11 protein-coding genes are annotated in these 12,731 nt (G+C 55.9%); 6 read left to right on the top strand and 5 right to left on the bottom strand.

What is annotated here, in order from left to right:
* Positions 1-83: 83 nt before the first annotated feature.
* Positions 84-1,433: a lysine-sensitive aspartokinase 3 gene (gene lysC, locus QMN93_RS16350; RefSeq protein ID WP_023309996.1), complete on the bottom strand. Its 1,350-nt coding sequence runs from the start codon at positions 1,431-1,433 to the stop codon at positions 84-86.
* A 374-nt stretch (positions 1,434-1,807) separates the two neighbouring features.
* Between lysC and pgi the strand changes: the two genes are divergently transcribed.
* From pgi to QMN93_RS16375, 5 genes are all read left to right on the top strand, one after another.
* Positions 1,808-3,457, top strand: a complete 1,650-nt coding sequence (pgi, locus tag QMN93_RS16355) for a glucose-6-phosphate isomerase (protein ID WP_048977787.1) — start codon at positions 1,808-1,810, stop codon at positions 3,455-3,457.
* Between the two features lie 367 nt (positions 3,458-3,824).
* The gene (gene yjbE / locus QMN93_RS16360; protein ID WP_008503423.1) at positions 3,825-4,067 is read left to right on the top strand and encodes an exopolysaccharide production protein YjbE; all 243 of its coding nucleotides are present in this window, start codon (positions 3,825-3,827) and stop codon (positions 4,065-4,067) included.
* A 63-nt stretch (positions 4,068-4,130) separates the two neighbouring features.
* Positions 4,131-4,769: a YjbF family lipoprotein gene (locus QMN93_RS16365; RefSeq protein ID WP_047059420.1), complete on the top strand. Its 639-nt coding sequence runs from the start codon at positions 4,131-4,133 to the stop codon at positions 4,767-4,769.
* The gene (locus tag QMN93_RS16370; protein ID WP_023334129.1) at positions 4,766-5,503 is read left to right on the top strand and encodes a capsule biosynthesis GfcC D2 domain-containing protein; all 738 of its coding nucleotides are present in this window, start codon (positions 4,766-4,768) and stop codon (positions 5,501-5,503) included. The genes QMN93_RS16365 and QMN93_RS16370 overlap by 4 nt, the downstream gene beginning before the upstream one ends.
* Positions 5,503-7,599, top strand: a complete 2,097-nt coding sequence (locus QMN93_RS16375; protein ID WP_193138775.1) for a YjbH domain-containing protein — start codon at positions 5,503-5,505, stop codon at positions 7,597-7,599. The genes QMN93_RS16370 and QMN93_RS16375 overlap by 1 nt, the downstream gene beginning before the upstream one ends.
* 77 nt (positions 7,600-7,676) lie before the next feature.
* Here the strand turns inward: QMN93_RS16375 and QMN93_RS16380 are convergent, their stop codons facing one another.
* Positions 7,677-8,129: an acyltransferase gene (locus QMN93_RS16380; protein WP_182382907.1), complete on the bottom strand. Its 453-nt coding sequence runs from the start codon at positions 8,127-8,129 to the stop codon at positions 7,677-7,679.
* Positions 8,130-8,225: 96 nt separating this feature from the next.
* On the opposite strand from QMN93_RS16380, the gene psiE reads away from it, so the two are divergent.
* Positions 8,226-8,636, top strand: coding sequence for a phosphate-starvation-inducible protein PsiE (gene psiE, locus QMN93_RS16385; protein WP_021242727.1), 411 nt, complete (start codon positions 8,226-8,228; stop codon positions 8,634-8,636).
* A gap of 222 nt (positions 8,637-8,858) precedes the next feature.
* Here psiE and malG read toward each other — a convergent pair whose 3' ends face one another.
* The 3 genes from malG to malE form a co-directional block, all read right to left on the bottom strand.
* The gene (gene malG, locus QMN93_RS16390) at positions 8,859-9,749 is read right to left on the bottom strand and encodes a maltose ABC transporter permease MalG (protein WP_023310002.1); all 891 of its coding nucleotides are present in this window, start codon (positions 9,747-9,749) and stop codon (positions 8,859-8,861) included.
* A gap of 14 nt (positions 9,750-9,763) precedes the next feature.
* A complete protein-coding gene (gene malF / locus QMN93_RS16395) occupies positions 9,764-11,308 on the bottom strand; it encodes a maltose ABC transporter permease MalF (RefSeq protein WP_048979403.1) in 1,545 nt (514 codons plus the stop codon).
* 125 nt (positions 11,309-11,433) lie between these two features.
* The gene (malE, locus tag QMN93_RS16400) at positions 11,434-12,624 is read right to left on the bottom strand and encodes a maltose/maltodextrin ABC transporter substrate-binding protein MalE (RefSeq protein WP_039264157.1); all 1,191 of its coding nucleotides are present in this window, start codon (positions 12,622-12,624) and stop codon (positions 11,434-11,436) included.
* Between the last annotated feature and the right edge of the window lie 107 nt (positions 12,625-12,731).

Genomic DNA, 12,731 nt, shown 5'->3' on the forward strand with positions numbered 1-12,731 from the left:
TTACAGTATTGTCGTGTTGTTTAGTTATGAAAAAGCCGGGTCTGTGCCCGGCTTATAGGTATTGTTTATCCTGCTAACGAATTTTATTCAAACAAATTCTGATGAAGTTTCTGCACGACCTGCTCGGCCTGATCGGCAGGCACCAGGAAGCAGAGGTTGTAGCTGGATGCGCCGTAGCAGATCATGCGGATGCTGAACGGGTCGAGCACGCCGAACACTTCTTTACCCACGCCGCAGGCGCGCGACAGCTTGTTGCCGATGATGGCAACCAGCGCCAGGTCTTCTTCTACTTCCACGCGGCACAGCTCAGACAGCTCAATCAGCAGCGACTGCGTCAGCAGCGTGTCGCCGGTGGAGGTAGAGCCTGTGGTGTCCAGCGTAAGCGCAATGCTCACTTCAGAGGTGGTGATCAGATCCACCGAGATATTGTGGCGCGCCAGAATGCCAAACACTTCCGCCAGGAAACCGCGTGAATGCAGCATATTGTGGCTGTGGAGCGTCACCAGCGTCTGGCGACGGCGCAGGGCCAGGGCGCGGAACAGCGGTGGGTTTTCCGTTTTTTTGCAGACCAGCGTCCCGCCCGCTTTCGGATCTTTACTGGAGCCGACGAAGACCGGAATATCGCTGCGTACGGCCGGCAGCAGCGTTGCCGGGTGCAGCACTTTCGCACCGAAGGTGGCCATTTCAGCCGCTTCTTCAAAGGCGATCACATCAATACGTTTAGCCGCAGAAACGACGCGCGGGTCGGTGGTGTAAATTCCCGGAACGTCAGTCCAGATATCCACGCGCGTTGCATGCAGGGCTTCGCCCAGCAGCGCGGCGGTGTAGTCGCTGCCGCCGCGGCCAAGCGTGGTGGTGCGGCCTTTTGCTTCACTGCCGATAAAGCCCTGGGTGATCACGATACCGTCTGCCAGGCGTGGTGCCAGCTGCTGATTGGTCAGCTCCGCCAGCGCCTCAACGTCCGGCTCGGCGCGGCCAAAGCGATCGCTGGTGCGCATCACTTTACGCACGTCAAACCACTGCGCCTGAACGTTACGCTCGCGCATGATTTCAACAAACAGCAGGGTGGACATCAGCTCGCCGTGGCTGACCAGCTCGTCGGTCAGGGCGGTGGAGGTAGCCAGAGACGCCGCTTCTGCCAGAGTGGTGATATTTTCCAGCAGACGTTCCACTTCCTCGCGGATGACGTTCGGGTTCTGCAGACGTTCAAGGATGTCGAACTGAATTTTGCGCAGTGCATCCAGCTTCACGAAACGTTCTGTCGCTTCCAGTCCTTCAGACAGAGAAACCAGCAGGTTCGTCACGCCGGCGGAGGCAGACAGCACCACCAGGCGGGTATTCGGATCGGCCAGCACCACATCGGCGCTGCGGTTCATGGCATCGTAATCGGCCACACTGGTGCCGCCAAATTTGGCGACCACAAAACTCGTCATAACAACCTCGTGTCAGGGAATGAATAAGCGACCATGGCACAAGAATGAAATGAAAACAGGTGCAGGCGCAAAATACGGCCCTATAAATAAAATGCGGGGGAGGTCCTGTCAATGCTGGGATTATGCGGATTTTTTATGGGGGGGTACCCCTGAGAAACAGGACTTATAACAGCGCCAGATTTTATGCTCCGTTTTAGGGCTTTTTGACCGACATTTCGCCGCCCCGGGAGGGCGCTTCAGCAGCTATACTTTTCGGGTCTTTTCACCTGTGTTTGATGCAGGCCAGGGCAATGGCATAAAAACCATCACAATTTTTATTTGCAGGCGCTACAATCGACCGCAGTCACAATTCTCAAATCAGAAGAGTATTGCTAATGAAAAACATCAACCCAACGCAGACCGCTGCCTGGCAGGCACTCCAGAAACATTTTGATGAAATGAAAGACGTCACCATCGCGGATCTGTTCGCGAAGGATGCCGATCGTTTCTCTAAGTTCTCCGCGACCTTCGACGACCTGATGCTGGTGGATTTCTCCAAAAACCGCATTACCGAAGAGACGCTGGCAAAACTGCAGGATCTGGCGAAAGAAACCGAGCTTGCCGACGCCATCAAATCCATGTTCTCCGGCGAGAAGATCAACCGTACCGAAGACCGTGCCGTGCTTCACGTGGCCCTGCGTAACCGTAGCAATACGCCAATCATCGTTGACGGCAAAGACGTCATGCCGGAAGTGAACGCGGTGCTGGAAAAGATGAAAACCTTCTCCGAAGCGATCATCTCCGGTAGCTGGAAAGGCTACACCGGCAAAGCGATCACCGACGTGGTTAACATCGGTATCGGCGGTTCTGACCTCGGCCCGTTCATGGTGACCGAAGCGCTGCGCCCGTACAAAAACCACCTCAATATGCACTTTGTGTCTAACGTCGATGGTACCCACATCGCCGAAGTGCTGAAGAACGTGAACCCGGAAACGACCCTGTTCCTGGTTGCGTCCAAAACCTTCACCACTCAGGAAACCATGACCAACGCCCACAGCGCGCGCGACTGGTTCCTGAAAACCGCGGGCGACAACAAGCACGTGGCGAAACACTTCGCGGCGCTGTCTACCAACGGTAAAGCGGTCAGCGAGTTCGGCATTGATACCGCGAACATGTTCGAGTTCTGGGACTGGGTTGGCGGCCGCTACTCCCTGTGGTCTGCGATCGGTCTGTCCATCATCCTGTCCGTGGGCTTCGACAACTTCGTCGAGCTGCTCTCCGGCGCGCACGCGATGGACAAACACTTCTCCACCACCGCACCAGAGAAAAACCTGCCGGTGCTGCTGGCGCTGATCGGTATCTGGTACAACAACTTCTTCGGCGCTGAAACCGAAGCGATCCTGCCGTACGACCAGTATATGCACCGCTTTGCTGCTTACTTCCAGCAGGGCAACATGGAATCCAACGGTAAGTATGTTGACCGTAACGGCAACGCGGTGGATTACCAGACTGGTCCAATCATCTGGGGCGAGCCGGGCACCAACGGCCAGCATGCCTTCTACCAGCTGATCCACCAGGGCACCAAAATGGTACCGTGCGATTTCATCGCCCCGGCTATCACCCATAACCCGCTGTCCGACCACCATCCGAAGCTGCTGTCCAACTTCTTTGCGCAGACCGAAGCGCTGGCGTTCGGTAAATCCCGAGAAGTGGTTGAGCAGGAATACCGTGACCAGGGTAAAGATCCGGCAACCCTGGACCACGTTGTGCCGTTCAAAGTGTTCGAAGGCAACCGCCCAACCAACTCCATCCTGCTGCGCGAAATCACGCCGTTCAGCCTGGGCGCGCTGATTGCCCTGTACGAGCACAAGATCTTCACGCAGGGCGCCATCCTGAACATCTTCACCTTTGACCAGTGGGGCGTTGAGCTGGGCAAACAGCTGGCAAACCGTATTCTGCCAGAGCTGGGTGACGATAAAGCGATTGCCAGCCATGACAGCTCGACAAATGGTTTGATCAACCGTTATAAAGCCTGGCGTGCGTAATTAAAGCGTCATGAAAACGTGCCGGCTTAATGCCGGCATTTTTTTATCGGATAATTCCTGATGTCTGTTAGTTAACTCAAATTCTGAATCTGAGTTTAATCCGAAAAAGACGCTTAACCCGTTAATTGCTGCGGTTTATTTTAAGAAAATACGTAGTGGTTCATTAATATTGATATATTATAACTTATTGATTTTTATTAATTATATATTTGTGTTATTTGCCTTTCATTTCCATTTTAACCATTAGTCCGAAAACCCTCTCCCTATTTCCCCTTACGGCAAACCCACGGCACTAGTTGTGTATACTCGATTCCGCCTGAAATTCTTTTCGGGCAAATCTCCATTCATTCATTGAAGGGAAATTGTTATGAAGAAAGTACTGTATGGCATTTTTGCCATATCTGCGCTTGCGGCGACATCTGTCTATGCAGCTCCGGTTCAGGTCGGGGAAGCGGCAGGTTCGGCTGCGACGTCTGCGTCTGCGGGAAGTTCTACCGCAGCCAGCGCCAGCACCGTAAGTTCAGCCGTGGGTGTCGCGCTGGCGGCAACCGGTGGCGGTGATGGCTCCAATACCGGAACCACGACCACCACGACAACCAGCACCCAGTAATAGCGGGTGTTTTAATCATAACCACACTTCGGTGTGGTTATTTCGCCCCTTCGGAGAAGAGTCGTGAAGCGACCTGCAATCATTCTGATTTGCCTGCTGCTGCAGGCGTGCTCGGCCACCACCAAAGGGCTGGGAAACTCACTGTGGGAAAGCATGTTCGGCACACCGGGCGTGCATTTGACCGATGACGAACTTCAAAACATGCCCTATGCCAGTCAGTACATGCAGCTTAACGATGGCCCGCAGCTGTTTGTGGTGCTCGCTTTCGATGAAAACGGGCAGCAGAAATGGGTGACGCAGGATCAGGCCACCATCGTGACGCAGCATGGTCGTATCGTGAAAACCCTGTTGGGCGGCGACAACCTGCTGGAGGTGAATAACATCGCTGCCGATCCGCTGATCAAGCCGAACCAGATCGCCGACGGCGCAAGCTGGACGCGCACGATGGGCTGGACCGAACATAAGCAGGTGCGTTACGCCACGGCACGCTCGACCTTCCGCTGGGACGGCACGGACAGCGTGAAAGTCGGCAGCGACGAAACGCAGGTTCGCGTGCTGGATGAAGAAGTCACTACCGACCAGGCCACCTGGCACAACCGCTTCTGGATCGACGAGGAAGGGCAGATCCGCCAGTCCCTGCAGTATCTTGGTGCCGGATTCTTCCCGGTGAAAACCACCCTGATCAAGGCGGCGAAATCATGAAAACGCTCATCCACGTTGCGCTTCTCGCCAGCCTTGCCGCACCGCTGGCATGGTCCGCAGGGACGGTGAAGGTCTACACGCCGGACAGTGAAAAACCCAAAACCTTAACCCACGCTGAGCATCTGCTCGATCTCGTCGGACAGCCAAGGCTCGCCAACAGCTGGTGGCCGGGGGCAGTGATCGCTGAGCGGCAGAAGACGGCTGAAGCGGAACAACAGCACAAGGCGCTCCTTGCCAGGCTGACGGGGTTAGCGGAGCAGGAAGATGGCGACGACGCGGCGGCGATTAACAGCGTTCGCCAGCAGCTGCAGGCGCTGAAGGTGACGGGCCGTCAGAACGTGAACCTTGATCCCGACGAAGTGCGCGTCACGGAAAAGGGCAATCCCACGCTTGAAGGGGAGTATACGCTCTGGCTGCCGGAGAAGCCGACGACGGTGACCGTAATGGGGCTTATCAGCAGCCCGGGTAAAAAGCCCTTCACGCCCGGTCGTGACGTGGCGAGCTACCTCGACGAGCAGAGCCTGCTGAGCGGTGCCGATAACAGCTACGCCTGGGTGGTTTACCCTGACGGGCACACACAAAAAGCCCCCGTCGCTTACTGGAATAAACGGCATATCGAACCTATGCCGGGCAGCATCATTTTTGTCGGTTTTGCCGACCATTTCTGGACGAAGGCGTATGACGGGCTTAACGCCGATATCCTTCACTCCCTGATTCAGCGGATACCGGAATAATGAAAAGAACCTATCTCTACAGCATGCTGGCGCTCTGCGTGAGTGCCGCCTGCCATGCAGAAACGTATCCGGCACCCATTGGCCCGTCTCAGTCAGACTTCGGCGGCGTCGGTTTACTGCAAACGCCCACCGCGCGGATGGCGCGCGAAGGCGAAATTAGTCTTAACTACCGTGATAACGACCAGTATCGCTATTACTCGGCGTCGGTGCAGCTGTTCCCGTGGCTTGAAACCACGCTGCGCTATACCGACGTGCGTACGAAACAGTACAGCAGCGTAGAGGCGTTCTCCGGCGATCAGACCTACAAAGATAAAGCCTTCGACGTCAAGCTGCGCCTGTGGGAAGAGAGCTACTGGATGCCGCAGGTGTCCGTGGGCGCCAAAGATATCGGTGGTACCGGTCTGTTTGATGCGGAATACATCGTGGCCAGTAAAGCCTGGGGGCCGTTCGACTTCTCGCTCGGCCTGGGATGGGGCTATCTCGGCACCAGCGGCAACGTGAAAAACCCGTTTTGCTCCTACAGCGACAAATACTGCTACCGCGATAACAGCTATAAGAAAGCGGGCTCCATCAACGGAGACCAGATGTTCCACGGTCCGGCGTCGCTGTTTGGCGGCGTGGAGTATCAAACGCCCTGGCAGCCATTACGCCTGAAGCTGGAATATGAGGGGAATGACTACTCGCAGGACTTCGCCGGAAAGATTGAGCAGAAGAGCAAGTTTAACGTCGGCGCCATTTATCGCGTCACCGACTGGGCCGACGTTAACCTCAGCTACGAGCGCGGCAATACGGTGATGTTTGGCTTCACGCTGCGCACCAACTTTAACGACATGCGGCCGCACTACAATGATAACGCGCGCCCTGCATACCAGCCGGAGCCGCAGGATGCGATTCTGCAGCACTCCGTGGTTGCAAACCAGCTGACGCTGCTGAAATACAATGCCGGCCTGGCGGATCCGAAAATTCAGGTGAAAGGCGATACGCTGTACGTGACCGGCGAGCAGGTGAAATACCGCGACTCGCGCGAAGGGATCGAACGCGCTAACCGGATCGTTATGAACGATCTGCCGGAGGGGATCCGCACGATCCGCGTGACGGAGAACCGTCTCAACCTGCCGCAGGTCACAACCGAAACGGACGTTGCCAGCCTCAGGCGCCATCTGGAAGGCGAGCCGCTCGGGCATGAAACCGAGCTGGTGCAAAAACGCGTAGAGCCGATCGTGCCGGAAACCACCGAGCAGGGCTGGTATATCGACAAATCGCGCTTCGATTTCCATATCGATCCGGTGCTGAACCAGTCCGTGGGCGGGCCTGAAAACTTCTACATGTATCAGCTGGGCGTCATGGCGACGGTGGATCTGTGGCTCACCGACCACCTGCTGACCACCGGCAGCCTGTTCGGCAACATCGCCAATAACTACGACAAGTTCAACTACACCAACCCGCCAAAAGACTCGGCGCTGCCGCGCGTGCGTACCCGCGTGCGTGAGTACGTACAAAACGATGCCTACGTGAATAACCTGCAGGCCAACTACTTCCAGTACTTCGGCAACGGCTTCTACGGCCAGGTGTACGGCGGGTATCTGGAAACCATGTATGGCGGCGCGGGGGCGGAAGTGCTTTATCGTCCTGTCGACAGTAACTGGGCGTTCGGGGTGGATGCCAACTACGTCAAACAGCGTGACTGGCGCAGCGCGCAGGACATGATGAAATTCACCGACTACAGCGTCAAAACGGGCCATCTGACCGCCTACTGGACGCCGTCGTTCGCCCCTGACGTGCTGGTGAAAGCCAGCGTCGGCCAGTACCTGGCGGGCGATAAGGGCGGCACGCTCGATATCTCTAAACACTTCGACAGCGGCGTCGTGGTGGGTGGCTACGCCACTATCACCAACGTTTCGCCGGACGAGTACGGGGAAGGGGACTTCACCAAAGGGGTCTACGTGTCGATTCCGCTGGATCTGTTCTCGTCAGGCCCAACCCGCAGCCGTGCGGCAGTGGGCTGGACGCCGCTGACGCGTGACGGGGGTCAGCAGCTTGGACGTAAGTTCCAGCTGTATGACATGACGAGCGATAAGAACATTAACTTCCGCTGATGCTTCACGCCGGGCGGCACCGCGTTTGCCCGGCCTGCTATTTTGTAGGCCCGGTAAGCGCAGCGCCACCGGGCGAATCACAAGCGGCGCAGTAGCCTCGCCGGGTTCCCGGCATAGACACCTTTCTCGACGATCGATTTTGTTACCGCGCTCCCTGCACCAATCACCGCACCGTCGCAGATGGATACCGCCAGAATGGTCGCTCCACTGCCTATCGAAACATCATTCCCCACGGTAATATGGCCCCAGCTCTCTCGGTCGGCATTCGGTTTCCCCTCCCGAAACATATCGTTGGCAAACATCACGCCATGGCCAACAAAGCAACGCTGACCAATAGTGACATACTCGCAGATGAAGGTGTGCGACTGGATTTTGCAGTCGTCACCGATGCGCGTATTGCCCTGGATTTCAACAAACGGGCCGACGAATACGCCGTTGCCCAGCACACAGTCGTAAAGGTTAGCAGGCTCATATACGATCACATTGTCGCCACAGGTCACGTTGCGAACCCCGGTTTGTTTACGCTCCATCGGTTTTCTTCCTACATAAAACATAATTAAAAAATATAGATCCCCGTCACATTTTTGCGTTATACAGGAACCTCGCCCTGGAGAATGAGGTGCTGTATGACATCCCTGACTCGCCCGCGCGTTGAGTTTATCTCAACAGTCCTCCAGACCGTGCTGAACCTCGGTCTGTTGAGCCTTGGCCTGATACTGGTCGTCTTTTTGGGTAAAGAGACAGTGCATCTTGCGGATGTACTGTTCGCCCCTGAACAAACCAGCAAATATGCGCTGGTGGAAGGCCTGGTGGTCTACTTTCTCTACTTTGAATTTATCGCCCTGATTGTGAAGTACTTTCAGTCCGGCTTTCACTTCCCGCTGCGTTATTTTGTCTACATTGGGATCACTGCGATAGTGCGGCTGATCATCGTCGATCATAAATCCCCGCTCGACGTGCTGATCTACTCGGCGGCGATCCTGCTGCTGGTGATCACCCTCTGGCTGTGTAATTCGAAGCGGCTGAAACGCGAATAAAAAAATGGCGGCCCGGAGGCCGCCTAACAACAGTCACAAGTTTACTCTTCATATTTTACGCTGCTGATGCGTTGTCTGCGTTCGCTCACCCCAGTCACTTACTTTAGTAAGCTCCTGGGGATTCACTCACTTGCCGCCTTCCAGCACCGCAAAATATTTTGAGTATTGGGTCAATACAATACGTCTAAAGTTGAGGGTTGCAGTGGCATAACAAAATGAAACTTAACCTTTCACACCGCCCGCCGTCAGGCCGTTGACCAGCCAGCGCTGCGCCAGCAGGAACACCACGGTAATCGGGATGGCGGAAAGTACGGCCGCCGCGGCAAAGTCGCCCCACAGGTAGTTTTGCGGGTTGAGGTATTGCTGCATACCTACGGCCAGGGTGTAGCTGTTCACATCACGCAGTAACAGTGAGGCAACCGGTACTTCGGTGATCGCAGCGATAAACGACAGGATAAACACTACCGCCAGAATCGGCACCGACAGCGGCAGCAGCACCAGGCGGAACGCCTGCCACGGGGTTGCGCCATCCAGCGCGGCCGCTTCTTCCAGCGAGCCGTCGATAGTTTCGAAATAGCCTTTGATGGTCCACACATGCAGTGCGATACCGCCAAGATAGGCGAAGATCACGCCGCCGTGGGTGTTCAGGCCGATAAACGGTACGTACTGGCCCAGACGGTCAAACAGGGCATACAACGCCACCAGCGACAGTACGGCCGGGAACATCTGGAAAATCAGCATCCCTTTCAGCAGCGTCGCTTTGCCCGGGAAACGCATGCGGGCGAAGGCATAAGCACAGGTGGTGGAAAGCGCCACGATACCAATGGCGGTAATGCCTGCGATTTTCACCGAATTCCACAGCCACAGCAGGACCGGGAACGGCGGCGGCGTGACGCGGCCATCCGCGTGTTCCACGCTGAAGCCCAGCGCGAGCTTCCAGTGCTCCCAGGAGATTTCGTCCGGGATCAGGCTCCCCGTCGCGAAGTTACCCGAACGCAGAGAGATGGCGATAACCATCAGCAGCGGGAACATGATCGCCGCGATGAAAATCAGCAGGCCTAAGTGCGTCGCCAGGAGGCGCAACTTCTGAGATTTGGGTTGTACCATTGCCATGATCGATGCCCTCCTTAGTCGAATTTCATACGTGTGGCTTTCAGGTTCACAATCGCCAGTGCGCCTACCAGCAGGAAGATCAGGGTGGCAATTGCTGCCGCCAGACCGAAGTCCTGGCCGCCGCCGCCTTCGAAGGCGATACGGTAGGTGTAGCTCACGAGCAGGTCGGTATAGCCTGCTGGCGTCGTGGTGCCAAGGCGGTCCGGGCCGCCGTTGGTCAACAGCTGAATCAGCACGAAGTTGTTAAAGTTAAAGGCGAAGCTGGCAATCATCAGCGGCGTCAGCGGCTTAATGAGCAGCGGCAGCGTAATTTTAAAGAAGTTCTGGAACGGGCCCGCGCCGTCCATCGCCGAGGCTTCGTACAGATCGTCCGGGATAGCCTTCAGCAGGCCCATGCACAGGATCATCATGTACGGATAACCGAGCCAGGTGTTCACGATGATAATCATCGAGCGAGCGGTGGTCGGGTCGCTGAACCAGGCCGGTTTGATGCCGAACAGGGCGCTCAGCATCATGTTGATTTCACCGAAGCTCTGGTTAAACAGCCCTTTGAAAATCAGAATCGAGATAAACGACGGTACGGCATACGGCAGGATCAGCAGCACGCGGTAAATCGCTTTGCCTTTCAGGGATTCCCACTGGACCAGACAGGCCAGCACCATGCCCACGGCCACGGTCAGGATCACCGTCAGCACCGAGAAGACCACCGTCCAGACGAAGATGGCGAAGAACGGTTTCTGAATGCCTTCGTCGGTAAACACGCGGGTAAAGTTGTCCCAGCCGATGGTGACGGTATAGCCCGGGCTGAGCTTGTCATCACCCCATTTGCCGTCGGCAGTAATGGACTGATAGAAACCAATGTCGTTATTCGGACGATATTTCACGCCGCTCTGGTTGTTGGTCAGCGTACCGTCGTCCGCCAGGGTATACAGCGGCTGCGTGCCGGAGAACTGGCGCAGCGAGCTCATGGTCACCTTGCTTTCGTCTGGCAGCACGGCGGTGAGCTGGGTCAGCGCCTGACGGTTCTGGGTAATGACGCGCAGGTTGGCACGTTCACCTTCCGGCAGGGCCTGTGCCTCTTTTAAGGTGAGCTTCTGCTCGCCGCCAAATTTGAACGCGTCGGAGACATAATATTTGCTGCTTGCTTCGTCAGTAAGCGCTAACTTCCAATCGTTCCCGGCAGGATACAGGCCGAAGTTAAAGGTCTTGCCTGCCTGATATGAGCGATCCAGCAGGACCTGCTGCGCGCGTTCCTGCGCAAGCTGGTTGGTGCTGCTGTAGTTGGTAAACGCAATGGCGATGGTACAAATCAGCGGGAACAGGACAAACAGCCCCATCCCGGCCACGCCCGGGTAAACATAGCGCCAGGCATAGGCTTTACGATTAGCGAAAATATACAGGCCAGCAGAGCTTAAAATCAGCGTCATGATGGCAAACAGATATTCCCCTTGTACGTACATTAAAACAACAAGGTAACCCACCAGCAGGCACAGCAGACCGATCGCTGACCACTTCAGCGCGTCGCTTTGCCACCAGCGTTTCTTTTTAATGACATCCATGGGGTTTTTCCTCTACAACGTTTGATCTTTTCTCCCTCTCCTGGAGGAGAGGGCCGGGGTGAGGGCGTGCGGATAGCGCCAACCCTCACCCTAACCCTCTCCTAAAGGGAGAGGGGACTACGTCATTACTTAGTAATACGACCCTGAGCATCTTTCAGCGCGGCATCGACAGTCTGACGACCGCTTGCAGCGTTGATGACCGCGGTACGCGTGGCGTACCAGAACGCAGCCATCTGTGGGATGTTCGGCATGATTTCGCCTTTCTGGGCGTTATCCATGGTGGCCGCGATACGTGGATCTTTCGCCAGCTGATCCTGGAAGGATTTCAGCGCGACGGCGCCCAGCGGTTTGTCCTTGTTCACTTCATCCAGACCCTGATCGGTCAGCAGGTAATTTTCCAGGAACTCTTTCGCCAGCTCTTTGTTCGGGCTGGCGGCGTTGATGCCCGCGCTCAGCACGCCAACGAACGGTTTAGACGGCTTGCCTTTGAAGGTTGGCAGCAGCGTCACGCCGTAGTTGACTTTGCTCTTGTCGATGTTGGTCCAGGCCCACGGACCGTTGATGGTCATCGCGGTTTCGCCTTTGTTGAACGCCGCTTCCGCGATGGAGTAGTCGGTATCCGCGTTCATGTGTTTGTTCTTGATCAGATCCACCAGGAAGGTCAGACCCGCTTTCGCGCCAGCGTTGTCCACGCCCACGTCTTTCACGTCATATTTGCCGTTTTCAAACTTGAACGCGTAACCGCCGTCGGCAGCGATCAGCGGCCAGGTGAAGTACGGCTCTTGCAGGTTGAACATCAGCGCGGATTTACCTTTCGCCTTCAGCTCTTTATCCAGTTTCGGGATCTCTTCCCAGGTTTTAGGTGGGTTTGGTACCAGGTCTTTGTTGTAAATCAGAGACAGGGCTTCAACCGCGATAGGGTAAGCGATCAGCTTGCCGTTATAGCGAACGGCATCCCAGGTGAACGGGAACAGTTTGTCCTGGAAGGCTTTATCTGGCGTCACTTCAGCCAGCAGGCCAGACTGCGCGTAACCCCCGAAACGGTCATGCGCCCAGAAGATGATGTCCGGGCCGTCGCCGGTTGCTGCAACCTGCGGGAACTTCTCTTCCAGCTTGTCAGGGTGTTCTACGGTAACTTTGATGCCGGTATCTTTTTCGAATTTTTTGCCCACTTCGGCCAGGCCGTTATAGCCCTTGTCGCCGTTAATCCAGATAACCAGTTTGCCTTCTTCAATTTTGGCGAGCGCCGGTGCGGAAATCATCATTGCTGCGAGGGCGGACAATGCGAAAACGCGTGCGCCAGTCTTGATATTCATAGCTGCCATCCTTTTTGGTGATGTCTCATGGTATGACTTCAGTGGTTCAACGTGTCTCAGTCTCCTTATTTGACATCCTCTTTCCATCCTCCCAACCCCTACGCCCC

The organism is Enterobacter sp. R-1.6.2 (assembly GCF_035064085.1).
GTDB classification, from domain to species: Bacteria; Pseudomonadota; Gammaproteobacteria; order Enterobacterales; family Enterobacteriaceae; genus Enterobacter; species Enterobacter asburiae_B.

Coding starts and splice junctions, on each gene's coding strand:
- pgi (WP_048977787.1), top strand. CDS start 1,808: ATGAAAAACATCAACCCAACGCAGACCGCTGCCTGGCAGGCACTCCAG.
- QMN93_RS16370 (WP_023334129.1), top strand. CDS start 4,766: ATGAAAACGCTCATCCACGTTGCGCTTCTCGCCAGCCTTGCCGCACCG.
- malE (WP_039264157.1), bottom strand. CDS start 12,624: ATGAATATCAAGACTGGCGCACGCGTTTTCGCATTGTCCGCCCTCGCA.
- psiE (WP_021242727.1), top strand. CDS start 8,226: ATGACATCCCTGACTCGCCCGCGCGTTGAGTTTATCTCAACAGTCCTC.
- yjbE (WP_008503423.1), top strand. CDS start 3,825: ATGAAGAAAGTACTGTATGGCATTTTTGCCATATCTGCGCTTGCGGCG.
- malG (WP_023310002.1), bottom strand. CDS start 9,749: ATGGCAATGGTACAACCCAAATCTCAGAAGTTGCGCCTCCTGGCGACG.
- QMN93_RS16375 (WP_193138775.1), top strand. CDS start 5,503: ATGAAAAGAACCTATCTCTACAGCATGCTGGCGCTCTGCGTGAGTGCC.
- lysC (WP_023309996.1), bottom strand. CDS start 1,433: ATGACGAGTTTTGTGGTCGCCAAATTTGGCGGCACCAGTGTGGCCGAT.
- malF (WP_048979403.1), bottom strand. CDS start 11,308: ATGGATGTCATTAAAAAGAAACGCTGGTGGCAAAGCGACGCGCTGAAG.
- QMN93_RS16380 (WP_182382907.1), bottom strand. CDS start 8,129: ATGGAGCGTAAACAAACCGGGGTTCGCAACGTGACCTGTGGCGACAAT.